Raw genomic sequence first — 22,093 nt, 5'->3', positions numbered from 1 at the left:
GAGCATTCACCACTTTCCGAAGTATCGTGATGTCAGCAACTGAGCATAACAAACAATCTTCAGGCAAAAACAGGCGGATTGCTATCGACCCTGTGACGCGCGTGGAAGGGCATGGCAGGATAACATTGCTGCTCGATCAGGATAATCATATTCAGGAGGCGCGTTTTCATATTGTTGAATTTCGCGGTTTTGAAAAATTTATCCAGGGCCGGCCTTACTGGGAGGTGCCCTTTATTGTTCAGCGCTTATGTGGCATTTGCCCGATCAGCCATCAATTGGCGGCAGCTAAAGCGGTCGATCAGTTGGTGGGGATCGATCAGCTTACACCGACTGCGACCAAGCTGCGTCGCTTGCTGCATTTTGGCCAGATTCTACAATCGCATGCACTGCATTTTTTTCATCTGTCTTCTCCTGATCTGTTATTTGGTTTTGGCAGTGATCCATCCCGGCGCAATATCGCCGGCATCCTGGAAAAATATCCGGAAATTGGCTTGAAAGGAGTCAAATTACGCAAGTATGGCCAGCAAATTATTCAGGCGATTACAGGTAAGCGCATTCATGGTGCAGCGGCCGTGCCAGGCGGCATGAATAAGTCGTTAAGCTTGGCTGAGCGTGATACCTTGCTTGCGGATATTGAAGCTATCCTGAGCTGGAGTCTGGAAGCGGCTGCGCTTAACGAACAGATTCATGTGGCTCATCCTGAGCATCGCCATTTTGCAACATTGCATACCCCTTTTCTAAGCATGGTCAGTCCAGATGGCGAACTTGAGTTCTATCATGGCGGCTTACGTGCAAGCTCGGCGGCGGGGGATAAGATTTTCGATCAATGCGACTATCGTCACTATCATCAGCTGATTCATGAAGAAGTGCGCTCGTGGAGTTATATGAAGTTCCCGTTTTTAACGGCACTGGGTCCAACTGAAGGCTGGTATCGTGTCGGACCACTGGCGCGCATCAATAACTGCGACACGATTCCCACACCGCTAGCAGAGACAGCGCGCAAGCGTTTCCTGGCGTATGGTCAGAATGGTTTTGTGCATGACACGCTGGCGTATCATTGGGCGCGGATGATCGAGTTGTTGCACTGTGCCGAATCAATTCATATCCTCTTGCTTGATGAAGACATTACCGGAACTGAACTGGTTGTTCCCAAAGGACCCAGGCAGGAGGAAGGTATTGGTGTTATCGAGGCGCCGCGTGGCACACTTTTTCATCATTATCAGGTAAATGCTGAAGGGTTGATTACCAAAGCAAATCTGATTGTTTCAACGACAAGTAACAATCAAGCAATGAACGAATCCGTACGGACTGTGGCAAATACCTACCTGGATGGGCAGAAAATCTCCGAAGAGTTGCTTAATCATCTCGAAGTGGCTGTACGCGCTTATGATCCTTGTCTATCCTGTGCTACCCATGCACTGGGCAAGATGCCCCTGCAGGTGGAGTTGGTCAATAGCGACGGAATACTGCTTGACCGGTATGTATCTGGGCAAGCATAGCAGCGTGCTGAGTTGACGATGTTGAGGGTGTTATTCGGGCGTGAATGGATCGGTTATGTCTTTACCGATCCAGTATAATTTCCAGCACAAATTTGCTGCCGATATAAGCAAGTAGCAGAATGGCAAAGCCAGTTAAAGTCCAACGTATGGCAGTGCGTCCGCGCCATCCATAAAACTGCCTGCCTATGAGCAAAGCGGCGAATACTCCCCAAGATATAAAACTGAAAAGTGTTTTGTGCGAAAATGTCACGGATTGACCAAAAACTTCTTGTGAGAATATTATTCCGCTGAAAAGTGTCAGGGTGAGGAGGATAAAACCTGTCCAGATAATGCGAAAAAGCATTTTCTCCATCACTAGCAGAGGCGGCAGGTTCATTAGCAGCGGCGACATGGCCGGATGATGCAAACGATACTCTAGGATAGTCATGAGGACTGCATGGAGCGCAGCGATGGTAAATAGACTATATGCGAGCATGGCAACCAGCAAGTGTGCCTTGAATGCAGGTAATTCAGTATTGGCAAGGGGATGAAGCGAAGGAAGTGCCAAGGGTAGTAACACTGCTACTGCTGCTACAATTGCAATCGGTGCAATCAAATTCTGTAATTCCTGCAGCCGTGGAAAGAAACCTGAGAACCAGTAAATCAGGGCGGTCAGCCATACAATCGATGAGATGGCATTACCCACACCAAAACTGAGTCCCTCATTTATAAAGATGGATTGATAAAGTATGAGGGCATGAAGTGTGACCGGGGCAAGCATGCCAAAGCGCTCCCAGTTGGCAATTACTGAGGCACTTACATCAGCACTGGGAAAGATGGGTTGGTTTTTCCATCTGGTACGCCAGAAATACCATCCAACTGATGCATAAAACAAAAAAGCTGCGATATAAACTAGAATGCTGAGCATTAATGTAGTAACAAATCTAAAAACGGATTTGTTCAGTCTACCTTGCACTTGTATAAATTCAAAGCGCTATTATGAGAATTTGGGAAATTATAACTTTATAGTGCTATGCGATTAGCACTCATTTTTTTGAGGAATATATATGTTTGATAATCTGACCAGCCGACTTTCCGGTGTCATCAAATCGCTGCGTGGAGAAGCAAGATTAACTGAGAGCAACATCCAGGCTGCAATGCGAGAAATACGCCTGGCGCTGCTCGAAGCTGATGTAGCCTTAGCCGTCGTTAAGGATTTTATTGAGCGCGTTAAACAAAAGGCGATTGGCCGGGAGGTAATGGAAAGCCTTTCTCCCGGACAGGCATTAGTAGGGGTTGTCCATCAAGAGCTCATCGCCATCATGGGAGGGGAAAAAGCAGATCTCAACTTAAGCACTCTACCGCCTGCCATTATTCTCATGGCTGGGCTGCAAGGTGCGGGAAAAACAACGAGTAGTGGAAAATTGGCCAAGTGGCTGATAGATAATAAAAAGAAGAAAGTGATGCTGGTTTCTTGTGATATTTATCGACCTGCCGCAATTGATCAATTAAAGCTGTTATCTAGTCAGGTTGGTGCTGATTTTTTTCCGGTGCAGGCGGGCCAGCAGCCGCTAGAAATCTGCACTGCTGCACTGGATTATTCCCGCAAACATCACCATGATGTCATGATCGTCGATACTGCAGGCCGCCTGGGCATTGATGAAGCAATGATGCAGGAGATTAGTGAACTTGAGGCGCTGCTTAAACCTATCGAGACGCTTTTTGTGGTAGACGCCATGCAAGGACAAGATGCCGTCAATACTGCGAAAGCATTTGCCGACGCGCTGCCGTTGACAGGGGTTATCTTAACCAAGCTGGATGGAGATGCGCGGGGAGGGGCAGCCTTGTCGGTGCGGCATGTGACGGGTAAACCGATCAAGTTTACCGGTGTTGCCGAAAAACTGACTGGCTTGGAGCCTTTTTATCCTGATCGTATGGCTTCTCGTATCCTGGGCATGGGCGATGTGTTGGGACTGATTGAAGAAGCGCAGCGGAGTGCGGATCAGAAAGAAGCTGAGAAGTTAATGAAAAAAATGAAATCAGGCAAGGATTTCGACCTTGATGATTTCAAGATGCAGTTCCAACAGATGAAAAAAATGGGGGGAATGAGTGCGATGATGGAGAAACTGCCTCATCAGTTGACGCAGGCTGCTCAGAATATGAAAGTGGACGATAAAATAATCAATCGCACCGAAGGGATTATCAATGCTATGACAAGGGAAGAGCGTACTAAACCAGAGATCATCAAGGCATCACGTAAACGTCGTATTGCGGCCGGATCAGGCGTTTCGGTGCAGGAAGTGAATCGTTTGCTCACACAGTTCGAGCAGGCCCGCAAGATGATGAAAATGGTGAATAAAGGTGGCATGGCCAAGATGATGCGCGCAGTAAAAGGCATGCTGCCGCAGATGCGCTAGAAGCAAAGCTGATGCCGAAGAAAAGCCTGTTTGATTATTCTGCCTCAGGTGCCTGCTCGAGTCCCCGTACCTGAGCGCCTGCTTTGATATCTTTAGCAGCAAACCAGTCAAGATTCATTTCAAGCGCATATTTTGCTGGCTTGGCTGCATAATGGGGGGTGACTGAGTGCGGCACCATATTGGCGATATTGAGGATCACCCCTTTCTCGTCAAGAAATGCCACACTGAGTGGAATAGCGGTATTGAGCATCCACATGCCATAAATATCCGTTTTGGGAAAAACGAACAACATGCCGCTATTCTCATCCAATTGCGCGCGATGCATCAATCCTTTGGAGCGCGCAGTCGGAGTATGCGCTATTTCTGCCAAGAGTGTATGATTTAAAATCTTGAGAGGAATCGCTGGGGATCCAGCGAGGGTAGCTGGGCTTTCCACTACGGGTAGCAGCAAAATGATGATTGCTAACAGTAAGTATCTTAACATTTACCTGTACTTCCAAAACCGCCTTCGCCACGGTTAGTCGGTTCGAAATTTTCGACGATATTGAATTGAGCTTGCAGGACGGGGACGATGACCAGTTGTGCTATCCGTTCTAAAGGGTTGAGCACAAAGTCTGTTTGTCCACGATTCCAGCAAGAAACGAAAATTTGTCCCTGATAGTCCGAATCGATTAATCCAACCAGATTCCCCAGGACGATGCCATGTTTGTGGCCAAGACCAGAACGAGGTAATACCATTGCGGCTAAACCTGGGTCATTCAAATAGATTGCGATGCCAGTTGGTATTAATTGCGTTTCTCCGGGCTGTATTTGCAGGGGGTGGTCAGTACATGCGCGCAGATCTAATCCCGCTGACCCTGGCGTGGCGTAAGCGGGAAGCTGATCTATTAGTCGCAGATCAAGAATTTTGAGGTCAATTTTTTTCATACAAAAAGTTAGGCGTGATGTTGTTCATACAAGGTGGCAATATACTTGATTAAGCAGCGCGCCTGATCAATTTTAGGTGCTTTGGTTAAGGCATGTTTGCCATTATCGTCAAATAGCAGCAAGGTGCTGTCATCTGCACCCATTGCTTCCTGAGCCAAATTTGCGACCAGTAGGGGAAGATTCTTTTTGCGGCGTTTGCTTTCGGCATTTTGATCAATATTCTCTGTTTCAGCAGCAAAACCAACGCAGAATGGCCGATTTGGCAGATTAGCGACATATTGCAAAATATCCGGGTTGGGGACGAGCTCAAGCGCCAGATTGTTATCGGATTTTTTTATCTTTTGTGTGTGACTGATGGCGGGGCGGTAGTCTGCCACTGCGGCGACGCTGATGAAAATATCGTTAAAGGACACTTCATTTTTGACTGCAGCCAGCATGTCGTTTGCACTTGTGACGGGAATGAGCTTTTTAACGGCAGGGTAAGTCAAGCAGACTGGGCCCGAAATGAGCGTGACTTCTGCACCTGCCTCAAGTGCAGCTTGCGCGATGGCATGACCCATTTTTCCAGAACTTAAGTTGATAATTCCGCGTACGGCATCAATCGCTTCAAAAGTAGGCCCGGCCGTAATGAGCACGCGCTTTCCTTGCAATGATTTGGGTTGAAAGAAATTTTGTACAGCTTCAACAAGCTCATGTGGCTCCAGCATACGTCCCATTCCAGATTCACCACAAGCCTGGATGCCATGAGCAGGGCCAAGAATAGCTATATTGTCCTTTTGTAAGGTGGTCAGATTACGCTGTGTGGCCGGATTTTCCAGCATTTGTCGATTCATGGCGGGTGCAACCATTAACGGACAATTACGAGCAAGACATAACGTTGACAGCAGATCATCGGCTAGACCATGCGCAATTTTTGCAATGAAATCAGCGCTTGCCGGTGCGACTAAAATAATATCAGCCATACGCGAGAGATCAATGTGCGCCATGCTGTTATTGATACTATCATCCCACAATTGCGTGTATACCGGCTTACCGGTCAGTGCTTGTAAAGTGGTCGGCCCCACGAAATGGCAGGCTGATTCTGTCATAACAGTCTGGACTTCAATGCTGTCCTGGATGAGCAAGCGTGCAAGCTCAGCAGCCTTATACGCGGCGATACCGCCAGTTATGCCAAGTAATAAACGTCTTCCATTCTGGAAATTTGCAATTGTCATCGGTACATGCTTAGTTGAAAGCGAGAAATATGAGATTTAGGTTGTGCCAAAACGGACGATATAAATAAAAATAAGCAATTTACTGTATTTTTGCAAAACTCAGCCGTTAAGTTTGATTAGATATTTTTTACATGATTCATTAAACAATGGCAATTACAGATTGGCCTGAGTCAGAACGTCCGCGGGAGAAGCTACTAAGAGAAGGCGCAAAAAGCCTTTCAGATGCTGAGCTATTGGCCATTTTCTTGCGTACTGGTATTGCAGGCAAAAGCGCTGTTGATCTTGCACGAGAGTTATTAAAGCATTTTGGAGGCCTGACAGAATTATTTCTTGCTGATCAAGATGCATTCTGTCAATTGCCCGGCATGGGGGTAGCCAAATATACGCAGCTACAGGCCGTTCTGGAAATGGCGCAGCGTGCTCTCCGAGAAGAACTAACAAGCGGTGATGTCATGGATTCACCTCAATCAGTTCGTGATTACTTACGCCTTAAATTAATTGGCAAAGAGCACGAGATTTTTGTTGGCATTTTTTTGGATGCAAGAAATCGTACTATTGCTACGGAAGAATTATTTACCGGGACATTGACCCAAGCCAGTGTTTATCCACGCGAAGTAGTCAAGCGCGCACTATATCACAATGCGGCAGCTATGATTTTTGCGCATAATCATCCATCTGGTGTCGCGGAACCAAGTAAGGCTGATGAAATTCTGACACAATCATTGAAGCAAGCGCTGGCACTGGTTGACATAAAGGTATTGGATCACTTCATTATTGGCGATAAAGACACACTTTCGTTTGCTGAGTATGGTCTGATTTAAATTGAAGGATTCATTCAAATCAGGATATAATTACCGGCTTTTAGATCTAGGAGTGCGTCATCATGGCACGAGTATGTGTAGTGACTGGTAAGAAACCTATGACTGGTCATCATGTTTCCCATGCAAACAATAAAACAAAACGTCGTTTCCTGCCGAATTTGCAGCACCGCCGGTTCTGGGTAGAAAGTGAGAAACGCTGGATTAGTTTACGTTTGACCAATGCAGCATTGCGTACTATCGATAAAAATGGAATTGATGCTGTGCTTGCCAAAATGCGTGCACATGGGGTAAGTATTTAGCATATAGGATAAATATTGCTTTAAATAGGATGAGAATGTAATTATGCGTGAAAAAATTAAGCTTGAATCATCAGCTGGAACTGGTCATTTTTATACTACAACCAAGAATAAGCGTGCTAACCCTGAGAAGATTGAGCTCATGAAATATGATCCAGTAGCCAGAAAGCATGTTAAGTATAAAGAAACAAAATTAAAATAGCGGCAAATATTGAGGATATATTCAGCAATATTGACGTGGTTCATCAACCAAGGATGACTTCTTTCTATTCTGCAAGTAAGATATTTAAGAAATATTACTCGCAGTCTTTATTTACGATCTGATATAAATCAGGATAGCTGAGCTTATTTTCTCTGATTCTTGCAGGAGGTAAGGGAAATGTATTAGGCCGAGCGGGGCGGCTCTGATGGCTTATCCGAAATAATAGAATAAGCTTTGCTGACTACTATTTATGCTGATCATCTCTTTTGCTATGGTCGATTTTTTTGTTTGTAAAGGGGTAATTGATGGGCAGTGGCTGCCTGATCAATTCTACTTAACCTGAACTACTTCGGTATGTGCCACTATTGAGCGAATAGCAGCAAAATAGCGTTTAATCCCAGCAGTAATAGCATTAGCCATCTTGTCCTGATAGGCTTGGCTTTTTAGTTTTCCTTCTTCGGTTGGGTTACTGATAAATGCGGTCTCCACCAGGATAGATGGAATATCTGGTGATTTGAGCACAGCAAAACCGGCTTGTTCTACATTTCTCTTATGTAAATGATTGATGTTACCAATCGCTGATAGGACGTTACCTGCAAGCTTGATGCTATCATTAATAGTTGCATTTAATGACAAATCGATTAGTGTCTTTTTAAGATAATGATCTTTGTTATCAAGTTTAACTCCCCCGATTAAATCAGATTCATTCTCTTTCTTTGCTAGCCAGTTTGCTGTCGTGGAAGTGGCGCCATTTTCAGACAATGCATATACAGAAGAGCCATGCGCCTGCATTCTGGGAACTGCATCCGCATGAACAGATATAAACAAATCAGCGTTTGCCTGGCGTGCTTTTGTGCGCCGTTCTGCCAGAGGTAAAAAATAATCATCGTCACGAATTAGGACGGCGCGCATATTGGGTTCTTTGTCTATGCTAACTTTAATCTTTTTTGCGATAGCGAGAGTGACATCTTTTTCCTGCGTTCCGTTTGGTCCAATCGCACCAGGATCTTTCCCTCCATGCCCGGCATCAATTGCGATGATGAAAGTTTTTGATGATTTATTAGGTTTGCGATCAAAAGATGTTAGCAACACTTTTTCTTGCTTGTGATGATTATTTTCCACAGGAACTCTGCTTTCAAATTCTTGTACAAGCGCCATTAAGGGATCTTCTTTCTTATTGGGTGCGGTAGTCTGGTCAGGAGGAAAGATATCTAATACGAGACGGTGCCCAAATCCATCTATCGGATCAAGAGTAAACGTCCGAGGCGCAACATCTGTTTTTAGTCCTAATACAAGGCGCAGTAGATGTGGATGAGGACGTTCTATATGTGCTGCACGGATAAAGGGATCTTTCGCATCAACTTTTCTTGATAGACTCTCAAGCGCCGGGGTCAAGGCAACACCCTCGAGATTCATAATGATTTTCCGAGGATTGTCTAGGGTATCAAGGGTATAGTTGATAGGGATATTGGATTCGAGTGTCAGTCGAGTATATTCCGGCCCTGCCCAGAGGCGCATGGAGGTAATCTGAGTATTTGCGGCAGTACTAGCGCTGAATAGGAAAATGAATATAGAAAATAATGAAAAAAAAGTTGGAAATAGAATCTGACGATGCCTGGCAGCATTGACAGTTAAAATAACTTCGGATTTTACCAGTGTGTTAAGCATTGTTTTCCTGTCTCCGTTTCAGCTTGAATCCTAACTTCCCGGCCTCGCTCATTGAATCGAAAAGAAATCTTTATATCTGCATCCGGCAATAGCTGATCAGCTTTCTCTGGCCATTCTATTAGGCAAATTGATTCTGCGTTAAAGTAATCACGAAAACCTGCTTCTTCCCATTCATTGGGATCATTGAAACGATAAAAATCAAAGTGATACAAGTATAACCTAGAAAATTTATAAATCTCAACCAGATTATACGTTGGACTTTTCACTTTTCCCTCATAACCCATTGCGCGCAAAATGCCGCGAGTTAATGTCGTTTTCCCGGCTCCGAGGTCGCCATAAAGGAAAACGATTAAACCGGGGTGCAGTATGTGAGCAATCTTCTCACCCAGCGCGAGCGTTGCTGTTTCATCCGCAAGCTGTAAAATGAGAGGCTGCTTTGGATGAGAGTCAGAAAGAAAAAGATTATGCAAGAAGAGATCTCCACATACTCATCATTAAATATTATCTCGTTAAAACAATCTATTAAACAGTGGGGCAGCCAGCTTGGTTTTCAAGATATTCGTATCGCTGATGCTGGCGCCGATATGTCCTCGGCCGAAGCCGGGCTATTTGCTTGGTTGAATAAAGGTTTTCATGGTGACATGGATTATATGGCAAAACATGGTACCAAGCGTACTCGCCCGGCAGAACTGGTACCGGGGGTGTTACGAATAATTTCTGTGCGAATGAATTATACACCTCCAGCAGCAAAGGAAAGTTGGGACATTATTCATGACGGCAACAAGGCATTTATTTCGCGTTATGCGCTCGGGCGTGATTACCATAAAGTATTGCGTGCGCGCTTACAAAAGCTGGCTGATCATATTTCCAGTGAGGTCGGTCATTTCAATTATCGTGTTTTTTCTGATAGCGCGCCCGTGATGGAGGTCGAGTGGGCAAAAAAATCTGGTCTTGGCTGGCGAGGTAAGCATACTTTGCTGTTATCCAGAGAAGCAGGTTCCTATTTTTTTCTTGGCGAAATGTACACCGATTTGCCGCTACCGGTAGATGATCCTGTTGGAAGTTATTGCGGAAGCTGTACTCAATGCATTGATATTTGTCCTACGCAGGCAATTATTGGGCCTTACCAGGTAGATGCCAGACGATGTATTTCTTATCTCACAATAGAACTGAAGGGGGGTATTCCAGAGGGTTTGCGCCCACTAATCGGTAACCGTGTTTATGGGTGTGATGATTGTCAATTAATTTGCCCTTGGAACAAGTTTGCTAAAGTAACACAAGAAGCTGATTTTGCCGTACGCAATGGCTTAGATGACGTATCGCTGATCGAATTATTTCAATGGAGCAAAGAGGAGTTTGAATCAAAGCTGGCAGGTAGCCCCATACGTCGAATCGGTTACGAGCAATGGTTGCGCAATCTTGCGGTTGGTTTGGGTAATGCATCAACATCAGCAGCAGTCATAGCAGCACTGCAAGCACGTCGCGATGATCCTTCACCATTGGTGCGTGAACATGTGCAGTGGGCTTTGCAGCAGCACGATAAATAGCTTATTGCTGTTTTTATTGAAACCCGTTATAAAAATTCGTAGCAAAAGAAACTCTTCCAGAATCCCCCGCGCACGGGCGATTCCAGAAAAATTACGTTATTTTCTAGCGCATGCGCCAAGCAGTGTAAGTTGTTTCCCTGTTAAAATCATCCCAGATATAAGCAGGATTCACGATGGGTGTGGTTGGAACCAGAAAGGTGGCGATGTCAAGCGCTCCACTTAAGGATCGTCCTATCGTATGGACAAGACCAATAAAGAATCCGGCGGTCATGCCATAGGTCGCGCCTTTATTGCGACCGGTAACCATCATAGTTTTAGGAATTTCTACTACACCAGTCACTGCATTGGCTACACCATTAGCTAGTTTTTCACCAACTTTAATGGGGTAGTCAGTTGCCATTGCCATGTTTGGCAGAAAGAAAAATAGCGCGAATATTACTAATATCGATTTGATTGATTTTGCCATTAAGTTCTCCTCGTTCAAAATTTATATTAACTGTATCCACTCATTGCGAGTGAGTTGCTAAAGTAATATCATCAACCATGACAATATCACAATTTACCGTTGCTACTCGTAAATTAGTGCCACTGCTCAATTCATAGCCTGACTGCCAGTCTAAGTGAGCTACACTTTTTTGGTGATTTTTCCCCATGTATCACGTAAGGTGACGGCACGATTAAATACTGGTTTTCCTGGCTTTGAGTCAAGGCAATCTGCTACGAAATAACCATGACGTTCAAACTGGAAACGTTGTTCAGGCTGCGCGTCAAAAAGTGAAGACTCGAGATAGGCTGTAATGGTTTGTTTGGAATAAGGATTCAAATGGAACTTAAAGTCTTCGTCGCCAGCATCAGGATAGGGATGGCTAAATAAGCGGTCATAAATTCTTATTTCTGCAGTTTGCGCATGCTTAGCGGATAGCCAGTGAATATTCCCTTTGACCTTGCGGCTATCGGCGCCGGCTGTTCCGCTCTTGGTGTCGGGATCATAAATACAGTGGATTTCTTCTATCTCACCTTGGCTATTCTTGACAACCGAGACGCATTTTACGATGTAGGCATAGCGTAAACGGACTTCGGCGCCAGGCGAAAGGCGAAAATAACCTTTGCTGGGAACTTCCATAAAATCATCCTGTTCGATATAAACAGTTTTGCTAAGGAGTAATACTCGTTTTCCCCATTCTGGCTTTTGCGGATGATTGGGTGCATAGCATTCTTCTTCGTGATCTTCCGGAAAATTATCGATCACCAGCTTGAGTGGTTTTAACACTGCAATCCGCCGCAAAGCGTGCTCATTGAGATCGTCTCTCAGACAATCTTCCAGCACAGTCATATCAATCCATGAATCTGCCTTGCTAATACCGATACGTTCAGTAAACAGCCGAATTGATTCAGGGGTATAGCCACGACGACGCACGCCTGCTAAGGTGTTCATGCGTGGGTCATCCCAGCCATCCACAAAATGGCCCTCTACGAGCTCAATCAGTTTGCGTTTACTCATCACGCAGTACGTGAGATTCAAGCGGGCAAACTCAATTTGCTGGGGGTGACAGGGAACTTGGCCGTCCAATTGATCCAGCACCCAATCATACAGTGATCGGTGATCTTCGAATTCTAGCGTACACAGCGAGTGGGTGATATGTTCCAGTGCATCCGATATGCAGTGCGTAAAATCATACATGGGATAGATGCACCATTTATCGCCGGTGCGATGATGGTGAATATGGCGAATGCGATAAATGACCGGATCGCGCATGTTGATGTTGGGGGAAGTCATGTCAATTTTGGCGCGTAAAACATGTGCGCCATCTGGGAATTCACCAGCGCGCATGCGTCGGAACAAATCTAGGTTTTCTTCCGTAGTGCGATCACGGTATGGACTATTTTTACCGGGCTGATTTAAAGTGCCGCGTAATTGACGGATTTCATCGGCAGTGAGACTGTCCACATATGCTTTTCCTTGTTTTATTAGATATTCGGCAAATTCGTATAGTTGCTCGAAGTAATCGGATGCATAGTAAAGATGTGCTCCCCAGTCAAAACCCAGCCATTTGACCGAATCACAAATGGCATCTACATATTCTTGCGCTTCTTTTTCTGGATTGGTATCGTCAAAACGTAAGTGGCATATCCCGCCATAATCCTTGGCTAGTCCAAAATTGAGACAGATACTTTTGGCATGGCCGATATGCAGGTAGCCATTGGGTTCTGGCGGAAAACGTGTCTCAACGCGTCCCCCCCATTTGCCAGTTTGGTTATCCTCATCAATGATGCTGCGAATGAAATTTGAAGAAATAGGTAATGTGCTCACAAATTTATCTTTCTAATTGGATTGGGAATGCGATCATCAAAACAACTATAATACAGCTAGTAATATTATAAGGTGTGTTCAGTCAGGCAAAACCAGAATAAGTGAGGTAAATGCAGTGCAAGACACATATCGACTCCAGAATAAAATATTTATTAAGCAAATTAAATTGTTATGACTCAAGAAACCCAATCTGGTTTTTCCCCAGACGAGAACCATATTATTACAGAACGGCGTACTAAACTAACTGAGCTACGCAAAGTCCGTAATGCTTTTCCCAATGATTTTCGCCGCACTAACCTGACTGCTGAATTGCATCGGCACTATAACGCGCAGACCAAAGAAGCATTGGAAGCGGAGCGAATTGTCGTAAAGATTGCTGGCCGTATGATGTTTAAGCGGGTTATGGGCAAGGCAAGCTTTGCCACTATTCAAGATATGAGTGGACGCATCCAGCTTTATATCTCCAATGACCATACTGGCCAGGCGGTTCATGAAGCTTTCAAGCATTACGACCTGGGTGATATTTTGGGTGCTGAGGGTATTTTATTCAAAACCAAAACTGGCGAACTATCCGTACGTGTCACCTATTTGCAGTTACTGACAAAATCCCTGCGCCCACTTCCGGAAAAATTTCACGGCCTGGCTGATCAGGAGCAGAAATACCGTCAACGTTATCTCGACTTGATTACCAATGAAGAAGCGCGCCGGGTTTTTACCATCCGCTCTAAAGTCATCCAGGCTATTCGTGAATTTCTGGTAATGAGAGATTATCTCGAAGTGGAAACTCCCATGATGCATACGATTCCGGGCGGTGCCACGGCGCGGCCGTTTACTACCCATCATAATGCCTTGGATATGGCGCTCTACTTGCGCATTGCCCCTGAACTATACTTGAAGCGCTTAGTGGTAGGAGGGATGGAGAAGGTTTTTGAAATTAATCGAAATTTTAGAAATGAGGGTATCTCTACCCGGCATAACCCTGAATTCACTATGTTGGAATTCTATGAAGCCTATCAGGATTATACCTACCTGATGGATTTGACGGAATCGATGCTACGGGAAGTTGCAACGAAAGTGCTCGGAACTACCCGAATGACTTATCAGGCGCGTGAAATCGATTTATCGCAGCCTTTTGCGCGTTTAACCATTACACAGGCTATTCAAAAGCATTATCCCGAGTATACGACTGCGCAGCTTAATGATCGCAGTTTTCTGTTAAACAGACTACAAGCGCTGGGTATCACCTATAATGAGAAAGATGGGGTGGGAGGACTACAGCTTTCCTTATTTGATGAAACCACAGAGCATCTGTTATTCGAGCCAACCTTTATCATAGACTATCCAGCAGAAGTATCGCCTCTGGCGCGCCGGAACGACCACAATCCCGATATCACGGATCGCTTCGAGCTTTATATTGCGGGACGTGAAATTGCGAATGGTTTTTCGGAGTTGAATGATCCCGAGGATCAGGCCGCGCGTTTTCTGGAGCAGGCCAAAGCCAAGGAGGCGGGTGATGCAGAGGCCATGCATTATGATGCTGATTATATTCGTGCGTTGGAATATGGTTTACCGCCAACAGCAGGCGAAGGAATCGGAATCGATCGTTTGGTCATGTTATTGACAGATAGTCCCAGTATTCGGGATGTTATTTTGTTCCCGCAGCTGCGCAAGGAAGATTGAACAGTGGGGAAGAAATCGTAGCAAATACCAGTATTCCTGAATCGATTTTAGAATGCCCCCATTATTTCAAAAGTCATACCGTTTTCATGGCGTCCGGTTTTTCCTCGCTGGGAGCTGAAATACAAGCGTGATCTATCCGGACTGAAAGCCAAGCCTGTTATTTCGGAATGGTCATGACCGATAAGTTGGAGTAAAGGCTTGATTATGTTGCCGGATAGAATAACGATCTGCATGCTTCCATTGTCCTCAGCGACCAGCAGCTCACCCGCAACACTGGCAATAATATTGTCCACACCGGTCAGTATGGGTGAAGCATGGCTTGCAGCGTCATAAATAATATCGATGTGGTTTTGACGCGTATCATAAGCCCATACCCGATCATCGCCCTTGGTTGTGAAGTACACGATGCCATGGTGATACCAGATGCCTTCGCCGCCGTTAAAATGACTACTTTGCTTGATTTGCTTGCGTGTGGTGATGGATGTTGCATCTGGGTCAGGCAGGCGATGCCAGCGTATCTGTCGATCTGACAGAATTTCCGCCACTTCAAGAAATCCGTTTTCCAGATCAGGGTGACCTGCTGTATTGAGTAAATTGGAAGTATAACGATATAGACAGCCATCAGGCTCATCTTCCGTAAGATATAGTTGCTTGTTTTCCGTGTCGACAGCTACAGCTTCATGCTTGAAGCGTCCGAGCGCTCTTCTGACTTGTGCTGTTTTTTTTCCAAGGGGATCGCATTCCCACACTTGGCCGCGTTCGATTTCTTCACAGGATAGCCATGTTTGCCACGGCGTGGGGCCGCCTGCACAATTGAGGCTGGTATTTTTTAGAATAGAATAGGCATTAATCAGCTTGCCATCGCGATCAAAACGAAGCGCCCCGACTCCGCCGGCATTATGTTTCATTTCGCTATTGGAGACATAAATCCAGCCATCCTCACCGGTAGCGAAGGTCGCGCCACCATCAGGTGCAGCGTGCCATGGATAGCCAAACAGATTTTGCCCCGAATAGGCAATAACTCGCGAAGTATAACCTTTGGGCAGGCGAAGGCCATTCTTGTCAGGTGTTTGGAGGGGGCCAACTGATGCGAGGTTTAGCATGGCTGCTTTGCTGGGAGCAAGAAACAGCACGTGATGTGCCAAAGCAGCGCCGAGTCCTAGACAGCCGTAGCGCAGCAGCTTGCGGCGCTGGTAATCAATAGGGTCATTGTTCATAAGCAACCCTTTCTAATCTGTTTCAAATAGGGTGATGGGCGATTGACATTGCTGCATGAGCTGAACAAATGGAATGAGCGGATCGGGAGCTTCAATCAATTGATCGAGTAGCTGCCGTTTGGTAATACCAGTAACGACCAAGGCAATATGGTGACTACTGGCCAATGCCGGTAGTGTCAGACTGATGCGCGCGCTGGGAGCGATCGGTGGCTCGGCTGCCTGACATAAATACGAAGAATCCTGCTCAAGGGTCGCGCCTGGAAACAAGGAGGCTATGTGACCATCTTCTCCCAATCCCAATACCGTGAGACTGAATGGTCGGGGTAGTTGGCAGAGTCGTGCATGAACCGTAGTTAGCGCTTCGGACGGATGCGAATGCGCTGTTTTTAAGCCGATAAAATGCGCTTTTTCTGCCTTGTTTATCAACAAGTAAGTACGCAATAGCCGTTCATTGGAGGTCTCTGCGTTGGTATCCACCCAACGCTCATCGCTTAACGTAATATAAATGTTTTCCCATGGTAATGCTTGACGTGCTAGCACTGGAAGGTAGTTGCGCGGGGTTTGTCCACCTGGTACCACTAAACTGGCTGTATTGGCTTGCATCAGCGCATTGCGCAAAATCGAGGCAGCGAAGTCAGCGAAAGCAGCAGCTAAGTCATGCATACTTTTATGGAAACGGCGCTCAATCATGTCGTCAATGAGCGTAAATCTGGAACTATCTTGACATGTTCCGGAAAGGGATTGTCGTCGCCTGGCCGGACACGGCCCAGAAATGCAGTGCCGTTCAGTGTTGCGCCTTGATAGTCAGCCATGGCATCACCTATCATCAGGACTCGCTCAGGAATAAGCCCATGAGCAGCTAAAATACCTGCGATCAAAGCCTGCTTGGATAGCGGCGAGCCACGCACTTCTGTGAAGTAGGGTGACAAGCCGCGCCGCTCAACAATTGTTCTCAGTTCATTTTCCGGTGTGCCGGAAGCGACAAACAGGGGGATGGCTGTAGCCGCCTTTTCAAGAAGTGTTTCAGCACCGGCTACAGGCTGGCTTGCAATGACGGCTTCGATGACCAGCTCAGAAAAACGCTGATCAAGCACTTGTTCCTCTACTGCTGTCAAGGGCGGTTTGCTTAATAGATGCTGCTGAAAATAACGAAACTTGTGGTAACGGGACATGCCGCCATTTTGGCGGTGATAGCGTACCACTTCAGTTACGATTTGCTCGCCATAAGCATGGTACAGCTCGGCAAAAGCCTGCGTTTTGATGTCGCCTGATTCGACGATGACACCGTCAAAATCGAAAATAATTGCTTGCCACTCTTTAATATACATGATCAGGCTCTATTATCAGATGTTGTCGGTGTGGCATCATCTTCCTGTTTCGCATGATGGATGTGTTGATGAATTTCTCTCAAGCAATCAAGCAATCCTTGACCCAGATCGACGTGTTCATTCAGTACCAGTTTGCGGCCGATACGCGGCTGAAATGCATAAGGAGTGATCTCGTAATGGTGCACAGCGTTGGCATTTTCAAAATGTAATTCTACTGGCCACGGCATGATCTCCGAGATCATGGTCATCACATCGCGGATACGCAGTTTTTCTTGTCCTGTCAGGATCAGATGCCGGTTAGCAAATTCTGGCGCGAGCACTTGCACGCTCATACGCGCAGCGTCTTCGACATGAATGTATTCGCGCATGGCATTGCCAGTTCCATGATAGGTAATGGTATGTTTTTGAATGGCTTCATGCAGCATCCGGTAAATTCCATTCCGCAAGTCAGCGCGCCGGCCATATAATGAGCCGTAACGCAAAATGGTATATTCCAAGCCATAACGTTCATGATAAGTTTCGGTGAAACGTTCAGCAGCCTGTTTGCTGGCGCGGTAAAATGAACCAGACTCAGAATAGACATATACGCTGCTGGCAAAGATAAAGCGGCGTGCGCCAACGAAACGAGCTGCTTCCAGTACATGCATATTCCCTAGCACATTGATGGTGGCAGTAGCCAGTGGTTTATCATGCGCTTCATCGATATCAGCGATGGCAGCGAAATTGTAGACGACAGCAGCACCTTTGGCGGCTTCGATGGCTTGGTCGAGATCCATGATATCGCCTACTATCATTTCCTGATCGGGCCTCTGGTAAGGAGAGGGGGCGCGATCAAACAGGCGAACACGGTAGCCCGCTTCCGACAAGGCATCGGCTACATGGCTGCCCAAAAAACCACTGGCGCCAAATACAACCGCAATTTCCTCCGATGCTGATTTATTGCTCATCTATTAACCCCATGTTGACTAGTCCACATAATAAATTGTCTGCTGCTTCGATTTCCATACGATGGCGGGATTCTTTGGCAAGTGAACCAATATGCGAAGTCAGTGTGATATTGTCGCATTGGAGTAGCGAACCCTGGTAAGGTTCCTGCTCAAATACGTCGAGGGCTGCGCCACCCAAATGACCTGAAACCAGAGTGTCATGGAGCGCTGTTTCATCCACTAAACCGCCGCGTGCTGCATTGATAACGATAGTGCCTGGTTTCATGCGTGTGAAGGCAGCAGCATCGAGCAGGTGATGGGTAGCGGTGGAATAGGGCAGATGGAGGCTGATGATGTCTGCTTCTGCCAAGAGTTGTTCCAGTGGCATAAGTGCAATACCCGTGGGCGCTTGCGGCAGATAAGGATCATGCGCGATGACGGTTGCTTCAAAAGCCTGGCATAGTTTTGCAACACGCCGGCCGATATGTCCGAGACCGATCAGGCCAACGGTTTGAGCGGCAAGTAAATGTCCTTGCATGCGTGGCCATTCGCCATTGCGTAACAGCCGGTCTGTCTGGTTAATCTGTCTGAGTGTGGTTAGCATCAGCCCCAGTGTCAGTTCGGCTACTGCCTGGGCTGGCGCTTCAGGAGTATTGGAAACGGTTATGTTGTGCCGTTTGGCAGCGGCTAAATCAACACTATCCAGACCAGTGCCACAACGGGCGATGACCTTGAGACTGCTGGCCGAGGCAAAAACGCGTTCAGTTAGTGGTTCAATACCTGCTAGCAGGCCAACTGTATCTTGATTCAATAGGGCGATGATTTCGTCTTCATTCAATTTGCGTCGGTGAGGGTTTGTCACGACGGCTATTCCCGCCTTGATTAAACGCTGAATGGACGGGTTGTTGTCAAGGTCAAAGGAAGAAGTGGAGATAACGACTTTACTCATGATAGGATTTTATAGTTTGCATATGATTGCGGCAGAGCGTATCGAGAATGCGGATATCGAGGCTGTAGCCCAGAAAATTAAAACCTGCTTTAATACGTTGTTGTAATGCAGACGGATCAGGTTCAATGACGTGGATGCCACCCGGTTTGCGCAAGCGCTGTCCCGCCTCCAATATCTGCCTGATAGCATCTTGTACATGTGGATGATCGAGTTCGCCCGGCCGTCCCATTGAACCAGAGAGATCATACGGGCCGATAATATAAGCATCTATTCCTGCGACAGAAAGAATCGCATCAATTTGCTGCACCGCATCGATATGTTCGATCATGACGATGATAATGGCATTGTTTTTCAACCATTGGCGATATTCATGAAAACGGGCACCATAGCCTTGTGCACGAGCCAGTCCCACGCCACGTTTTCCTTCTGGAGGATAATAAACAGATTCTACTGCTGCCCGAGCATCTGCAGCAGATTTGATCATGGGCACCATGATACCTGTCGCACCTGCATCCATGACACGCTTAATCTGATCCGGATGATTGGAAGTAAGTCTGACGATTGCCGGACAGCGCTGTCCATCGAGCACCTGTATAATCATTTGCGCTTCATTTAATTCGAGGACGCTGTGCTCCATATCCAGTACCAACCAGTCGAAGCCGGCTGAGGCTATGATTTCGGCGATAGCCGGATGACCGAGTGTAATCCATGAACCAATAGTTAATTCGGAGCGTGCTAGCTTTGCTTTTAATGGCATGGCCAATCCTAAAAAATGGTTAATATTTGGCAAGCAATGGGTCGGATTCCATAAGCTTGGCGACACGTGCCAGATCCGCTTCTGTGTCAACGGCCTGGCTGTTGAATTCAGTCTCGACCATTTTTACTCGGCGTCCATGTTCCAATAATCGTAGCATATCAATTGATTCAAGTTGCTCCAGCGGTGTAGGCGGTAATTGGGCATATTCGAGCAGCGTCGCGCGCCTGAATGGAATAATGCACACTTGCTTATAAGCAATCGTTGGGGCAAAGCTTGATTTGGCCAGGGTAGGAATAGGCTGGCGCGACATATACAGGGCATCTCCTTGCTGATTCATCACGACCTTAATGGTATTGACATCATGGAAATCAGCCTCATTCTCGATGCGTCGGACAAGATTGACACAACCTAAGTGTGAATCATTACGAAAGGGTGCAACTGCGGTGTCGATCATCTGAGGATGTGTCATCGGTTCATCGCCCTGCACCATCACAATGAGTTCTGCGTCAGTGCCAGTGACTGCTTCTGCGATGCGATCACTTGCGCGCTCATGCTTGTCCGAAGTCATGATAACAGGTGCACCAAAAGCTTCTGCCGCTTGCCGAATTTCTTCGTCACAGGTAGCAATATAGGTAGCATCAAGCGCATCACTCAGAGCAACGCGTTTATACACATGCTCTAACATGGTTCGTCCAAGCAATTTAGCAATGGGTTTGCCGGGGAAGCGAGATGATCCCATACGCGCGGGAATGATTGCGATCGTTTTCATAGCAAGTAAATGATGGATAATAATTTATTTATCGGTGGTTAATAGGTAAGGTCAGCCGGATTTAAGCTATCAAGCTGTTTCATCTGCCCGGGAAGATGCATGAGCGCTACGTCAAATAATTCAGGAAAATAAAGTGAATTGATTGCTTTTTTGGTAAATAAAGAATTGCACGTGTAAAATTATTTGCCCAGACTTTTTGAATAATCTCATTTATTTTATTGCCTGATTTGCTGGATACTTATTTTTTGATCTGATTCATAAAACGATAGGCATATTGTTTATTTTAAATGCTGCTAATCATAACACAGCTATGAAGGCTCTCTTTTTTCTTCGCCATTATAACGACATTGATCATATTACCCCTGTCATCTCCAAATGGATCGATTCAGGCCATACCTGTGATGTAATTCTGATTGGAGCTAGGCGGTTTCGCTATGATTTTCGTATTGCATTCCTGAGCCAACTTGCAGGAGTTAACGTCGCGCATATCCGAGAAGTGTTCTCGCCGTTGCAATTTCTCAAGTGGCGATTACAGATGCTATTGTTGACAGGTAATCTGCGCCGCTTGTTTATAGGACCTTTCGTTCGCATGCTGGCAGATATTTACGATGCCAAGCGACGTGCGCCGCTATGGCGTGCTACTGCGGAGCATTTGCTGTCACGTAGTTTTGATGGTGCTGACCAGGGTGTGGTGGCTTTTGATTGGATTGAAAGGAACTCGGTGATTGCTGTGGAGTGGGTTGAGACTGTCATTGCCGTGGCGCATGAAATGGGGCTGGGTATGGTATCTTTACCACATGGTGATAGCCCGCATGCCAATCAATTGATCCGTCGTGGCGAATGGTGTGTTGGTCCAGATCCTTTATTTTCGACAGCGCAGATTTTCGATAAACTGGTAGTGCCAAATGAGCTTTGCGCTAAACGCTTTCGCCCTTTCTTGGCAGAGCATGCGATCGCCATATTGGGTTCGCCGCGCTATTGTGAAGAGTGGTTGATCAAGCTGGCTGAATTGATGCCACCTTCGCCCTTAAGGCACTCTGATAGCCATCTCAAGATAGTCATGTTTCTGAGAAAGGCGAATTTTACGACGTTCTGGGAAGAAGTGAATGAAGTCGTTCATATGATAGCCGCGTTTCCTGGTGTTGAGTTGGTAATCAAGCCCCATACCCGCAGCGGCTGGAAACAATCTTTAACCAAAGAAAGATCTCTAAAACGCTTGCCCAATGTAAGTGTGGCAGGAGATGACGTCCACTCTATTCATCTGATGAATTGGGCGGATATTTGTATTGATCTGGCTACGTCAGTAGTATTTGAAGCTGTCAGGCTTAAGAAACCGGTATTGGCAGCAGATTACCTTCATGCGGGCCGTTCTGTTATTGCCGTTTATATGCCTGAGACTGAATTATGCTGCCGTGATGATGTGTATGAAAAAATAAATAAGTTCCTTGTAGAGGGCTGTCATGATTTTTACGTCGAAGAGCACCGTCAACATTTTTTGAGAGAAATGCTCGATGTTTCTGGATCAGATGTTTTGCCGCGTTATGTAGCATTGCTTGAAGCGGCTGCTGGGGTAGAGTGAAATAATT

Annotated in this window: 23 protein-coding genes; 8 read left to right on the top strand and 15 right to left on the bottom strand. The window is 46.2% G+C overall.

Annotated features, from left to right (window positions below):
- Positions 1–29: 29 nt before the first annotated feature.
- Positions 30–1,499 carry a Ni/Fe hydrogenase subunit alpha gene (locus J5I83_RS00770; RefSeq protein WP_304052492.1) on the top strand — a complete coding sequence of 490 codons (1,470 nt, stop codon included), beginning with the start codon at positions 30–32 and terminating at the stop codon, positions 1,497–1,499.
- A 61-nt stretch (positions 1,500–1,560) separates the two neighbouring features.
- Here the strand turns inward: J5I83_RS00770 and J5I83_RS00765 are convergent, their stop codons facing one another.
- On the bottom strand, positions 1,561–2,406 hold the full coding sequence (locus J5I83_RS00765) for an inner membrane protein YpjD (protein WP_304052490.1): 846 nt from the start codon (positions 2,404–2,406) through the stop codon (positions 1,561–1,563).
- Positions 2,407–2,545: 139 nt separating this feature from the next.
- Between J5I83_RS00765 and ffh the strand changes: the two genes are divergently transcribed.
- Complete coding sequence (gene ffh, locus J5I83_RS00760) at positions 2,546–3,895, top strand: signal recognition particle protein (RefSeq protein ID WP_304052489.1); 1,350 nt, start codon at positions 2,546–2,548, stop codon at positions 3,893–3,895.
- A gap of 34 nt (positions 3,896–3,929) precedes the next feature.
- On the opposite strand, the gene J5I83_RS00755 is transcribed toward ffh, so the two are convergent.
- Genes J5I83_RS00755 through coaBC form a run of 3 tightly spaced genes read right to left on the bottom strand, consistent with a single transcriptional unit; the run spans position 3,930 to position 6,036 of the window.
- Positions 3,930–4,379, bottom strand: a complete 450-nt coding sequence (locus J5I83_RS00755; protein ID WP_304052488.1) for a DUF192 domain-containing protein — start codon at positions 4,377–4,379, stop codon at positions 3,930–3,932.
- On the bottom strand, positions 4,373–4,822 hold the full coding sequence (gene dut / locus J5I83_RS00750; RefSeq protein WP_304052487.1) for a dUTP diphosphatase: 450 nt from the start codon (positions 4,820–4,822) through the stop codon (positions 4,373–4,375). Before dut ends, J5I83_RS00755 begins: the two co-directional genes overlap by 7 nt.
- 8 nt (positions 4,823–4,830) lie before the next feature.
- The gene (coaBC, locus tag J5I83_RS00745; protein ID WP_304052486.1) at positions 4,831–6,036 is read right to left on the bottom strand and encodes a bifunctional phosphopantothenoylcysteine decarboxylase/phosphopantothenate--cysteine ligase CoaBC; all 1,206 of its coding nucleotides are present in this window, start codon (positions 6,034–6,036) and stop codon (positions 4,831–4,833) included.
- A gap of 146 nt (positions 6,037–6,182) precedes the next feature.
- Here coaBC and radC point away from each other — a divergent pair, with 146 nt between their 5' ends.
- From radC to rpmG, 3 genes are all read left to right on the top strand, one after another.
- Positions 6,183–6,857: a DNA repair protein RadC gene (gene radC, locus J5I83_RS00740; protein WP_304052485.1), complete on the top strand. Its 675-nt coding sequence runs from the start codon at positions 6,183–6,185 to the stop codon at positions 6,855–6,857.
- A 62-nt stretch (positions 6,858–6,919) separates the two neighbouring features.
- Entirely contained in the window at positions 6,920–7,156 is a 237-nt protein-coding gene (gene rpmB, locus J5I83_RS00735; RefSeq protein WP_304052484.1) for a 50S ribosomal protein L28, read from the top strand.
- Between the two features lie 43 nt (positions 7,157–7,199).
- Positions 7,200–7,355 carry a 50S ribosomal protein L33 gene (gene rpmG, locus J5I83_RS00730; protein ID WP_304052483.1) on the top strand — a complete coding sequence of 52 codons (156 nt, stop codon included), beginning with the start codon at positions 7,200–7,202 and terminating at the stop codon, positions 7,353–7,355.
- Positions 7,356–7,685: 330 nt separating this feature from the next.
- Here rpmG and J5I83_RS00725 read toward each other — a convergent pair whose 3' ends face one another.
- Both J5I83_RS00725 and tsaE read right to left on the bottom strand, forming a co-directional pair.
- Complete coding sequence (locus J5I83_RS00725; protein WP_304052482.1) at positions 7,686–9,023, bottom strand: N-acetylmuramoyl-L-alanine amidase; 1,338 nt, start codon at positions 9,021–9,023, stop codon at positions 7,686–7,688.
- Positions 9,005–9,493 (bottom strand): tRNA (adenosine(37)-N6)-threonylcarbamoyltransferase complex ATPase subunit type 1 TsaE, encoded by a 489-nt coding sequence (gene tsaE / locus J5I83_RS00720; protein ID WP_304052481.1) that lies wholly within the window; start codon positions 9,491–9,493, stop codon positions 9,005–9,007. The genes J5I83_RS00725 and tsaE overlap by 19 nt, the downstream gene beginning before the upstream one ends.
- Between tsaE and queG the strand changes: the two genes are divergently transcribed.
- Complete coding sequence (gene queG, locus J5I83_RS00715; RefSeq protein WP_304052480.1) at positions 9,488–10,570, top strand: tRNA epoxyqueuosine(34) reductase QueG; 1,083 nt, start codon at positions 9,488–9,490, stop codon at positions 10,568–10,570. The two genes, tsaE and queG, sit on opposite strands and share 6 nt — an antisense overlap.
- 103 nt (positions 10,571–10,673) lie before the next feature.
- Here queG and J5I83_RS00710 read toward each other — a convergent pair whose 3' ends face one another.
- Together J5I83_RS00710 and J5I83_RS00705 are read right to left on the bottom strand one after the other, a co-directional pair.
- A complete protein-coding gene (locus J5I83_RS00710; RefSeq protein WP_304052479.1) occupies positions 10,674–11,036 on the bottom strand; it encodes an exosortase system-associated protein, TIGR04073 family in 363 nt (120 codons plus the stop codon).
- Positions 11,037–11,195: 159 nt separating this feature from the next.
- Positions 11,196–12,881: a glutamine--tRNA ligase/YqeY domain fusion protein gene (locus J5I83_RS00705; protein ID WP_304052478.1), complete on the bottom strand. Its 1,686-nt coding sequence runs from the start codon at positions 12,879–12,881 to the stop codon at positions 11,196–11,198.
- A gap of 171 nt (positions 12,882–13,052) precedes the next feature.
- On the opposite strand from J5I83_RS00705, the gene lysS reads away from it, so the two are divergent.
- Entirely contained in the window at positions 13,053–14,561 is a 1,509-nt protein-coding gene (gene lysS, locus J5I83_RS00700; RefSeq protein WP_304052477.1) for a lysine--tRNA ligase, read from the top strand.
- Positions 14,562–14,608: 47 nt separating this feature from the next.
- On the opposite strand, the gene J5I83_RS00695 is transcribed toward lysS, so the two are convergent.
- The 7 genes from J5I83_RS00695 to J5I83_RS00665 are packed head-to-tail and all read right to left on the bottom strand — an operon-like array spanning position 14,609 to position 20,507.
- Positions 14,609–15,778 carry an alkaline phosphatase PhoX gene (locus J5I83_RS00695; protein WP_304052476.1) on the bottom strand — a complete coding sequence of 390 codons (1,170 nt, stop codon included), beginning with the start codon at positions 15,776–15,778 and terminating at the stop codon, positions 14,609–14,611.
- Between the two features lie 12 nt (positions 15,779–15,790).
- Positions 15,791–16,468, bottom strand: a complete 678-nt coding sequence (pgl, locus tag J5I83_RS00690) for a 6-phosphogluconolactonase (RefSeq protein WP_304052475.1) — start codon at positions 16,466–16,468, stop codon at positions 15,791–15,793.
- Positions 16,465–17,106: an HAD family hydrolase gene (locus J5I83_RS00685; RefSeq protein ID WP_304052474.1), complete on the bottom strand. Its 642-nt coding sequence runs from the start codon at positions 17,104–17,106 to the stop codon at positions 16,465–16,467. The genes pgl and J5I83_RS00685 overlap by 4 nt, the downstream gene beginning before the upstream one ends.
- Before the next feature lie 2 nt (positions 17,107–17,108).
- Positions 17,109–18,053 (bottom strand): NAD(P)-dependent oxidoreductase, encoded by a 945-nt coding sequence (locus J5I83_RS00680; protein ID WP_304052473.1) that lies wholly within the window; start codon positions 18,051–18,053, stop codon positions 17,109–17,111.
- Positions 18,043–18,981, bottom strand: a complete 939-nt coding sequence (locus J5I83_RS00675; protein WP_304052471.1) for a phosphoglycerate dehydrogenase — start codon at positions 18,979–18,981, stop codon at positions 18,043–18,045. The genes J5I83_RS00680 and J5I83_RS00675 overlap by 11 nt, the downstream gene beginning before the upstream one ends.
- Positions 18,974–19,738, bottom strand: a complete 765-nt coding sequence (locus J5I83_RS00670) for an HpcH/HpaI aldolase/citrate lyase family protein (RefSeq protein WP_304052469.1) — start codon at positions 19,736–19,738, stop codon at positions 18,974–18,976. Before J5I83_RS00670 ends, J5I83_RS00675 begins: the two co-directional genes overlap by 8 nt.
- Positions 19,739–19,757: 19 nt before the next feature.
- Positions 19,758–20,507, bottom strand: coding sequence for a 3-deoxy-manno-octulosonate cytidylyltransferase (locus tag J5I83_RS00665; protein ID WP_304052467.1), 750 nt, complete (start codon positions 20,505–20,507; stop codon positions 19,758–19,760).
- Positions 20,508–20,817: 310 nt separating this feature from the next.
- Here J5I83_RS00665 and J5I83_RS00660 point away from each other — a divergent pair, with 310 nt between their 5' ends.
- Positions 20,818–22,086 (top strand): hypothetical protein, encoded by a 1,269-nt coding sequence (locus tag J5I83_RS00660; protein ID WP_304052466.1) that lies wholly within the window; start codon positions 20,818–20,820, stop codon positions 22,084–22,086.
- The last annotated feature ends 7 nt before the right edge of the window (positions 22,087–22,093 follow it).

The organism is Nitrosomonas communis (assembly GCF_024102715.1).
Lineage (GTDB): Bacteria > Pseudomonadota > Gammaproteobacteria > Burkholderiales > Nitrosomonadaceae > Nitrosomonas > Nitrosomonas communis_B.
Note: the sequence above shows the minus strand (reverse complement) of the source record. Positions and strands in the feature narration are given on the sequence as shown.

Coding starts and splice junctions, on each gene's coding strand:
- J5I83_RS00770 (WP_304052492.1), top strand. CDS start 30: ATGTCAGCAACTGAGCATAACAAACAATCTTCAGGCAAAAACAGGCGG.
- J5I83_RS00765 (WP_304052490.1), bottom strand. CDS start 2,406: ATGCTCAGCATTCTAGTTTATATCGCAGCTTTTTTGTTTTATGCATCA.
- ffh (WP_304052489.1), top strand. CDS start 2,546: ATGTTTGATAATCTGACCAGCCGACTTTCCGGTGTCATCAAATCGCTG.
- J5I83_RS00755 (WP_304052488.1), bottom strand. CDS start 4,379: ATGTTAAGATACTTACTGTTAGCAATCATCATTTTGCTGCTACCCGTA.
- dut (WP_304052487.1), bottom strand. CDS start 4,822: ATGAAAAAAATTGACCTCAAAATTCTTGATCTGCGACTAATAGATCAG.
- coaBC (WP_304052486.1), bottom strand. CDS start 6,036: ATGACAATTGCAAATTTCCAGAATGGAAGACGTTTATTACTTGGCATA.
- radC (WP_304052485.1), top strand. CDS start 6,183: ATGGCAATTACAGATTGGCCTGAGTCAGAACGTCCGCGGGAGAAGCTA.
- rpmB (WP_304052484.1), top strand. CDS start 6,920: ATGGCACGAGTATGTGTAGTGACTGGTAAGAAACCTATGACTGGTCAT.
- rpmG (WP_304052483.1), top strand. CDS start 7,200: ATGCGTGAAAAAATTAAGCTTGAATCATCAGCTGGAACTGGTCATTTT.
- J5I83_RS00725 (WP_304052482.1), bottom strand. CDS start 9,023: ATGCTTAACACACTGGTAAAATCCGAAGTTATTTTAACTGTCAATGCT.
- queG (WP_304052480.1), top strand. CDS start 9,488: ATGCAAGAAGAGATCTCCACATACTCATCATTAAATATTATCTCGTTA.
- J5I83_RS00710 (WP_304052479.1), bottom strand. CDS start 11,036: ATGGCAAAATCAATCAAATCGATATTAGTAATATTCGCGCTATTTTTC.
- lysS (WP_304052477.1), top strand. CDS start 13,053: ATGACTCAAGAAACCCAATCTGGTTTTTCCCCAGACGAGAACCATATT.
- J5I83_RS00695 (WP_304052476.1), bottom strand. CDS start 15,778: ATGAACAATGACCCTATTGATTACCAGCGCCGCAAGCTGCTGCGCTAC.
- pgl (WP_304052475.1), bottom strand. CDS start 16,468: ATGATTGAGCGCCGTTTCCATAAAAGTATGCATGACTTAGCTGCTGCT.
- J5I83_RS00685 (WP_304052474.1), bottom strand. CDS start 17,106: ATGTATATTAAAGAGTGGCAAGCAATTATTTTCGATTTTGACGGTGTC.
- J5I83_RS00680 (WP_304052473.1), bottom strand. CDS start 18,053: ATGAGCAATAAATCAGCATCGGAGGAAATTGCGGTTGTATTTGGCGCC.
- J5I83_RS00675 (WP_304052471.1), bottom strand. CDS start 18,981: ATGAGTAAAGTCGTTATCTCCACTTCTTCCTTTGACCTTGACAACAAC.
- J5I83_RS00670 (WP_304052469.1), bottom strand. CDS start 19,738: ATGCCATTAAAAGCAAAGCTAGCACGCTCCGAATTAACTATTGGTTCA.
- J5I83_RS00665 (WP_304052467.1), bottom strand. CDS start 20,507: ATGAAAACGATCGCAATCATTCCCGCGCGTATGGGATCATCTCGCTTC.
- J5I83_RS00660 (WP_304052466.1), top strand. CDS start 20,818: ATGAAGGCTCTCTTTTTTCTTCGCCATTATAACGACATTGATCATATT.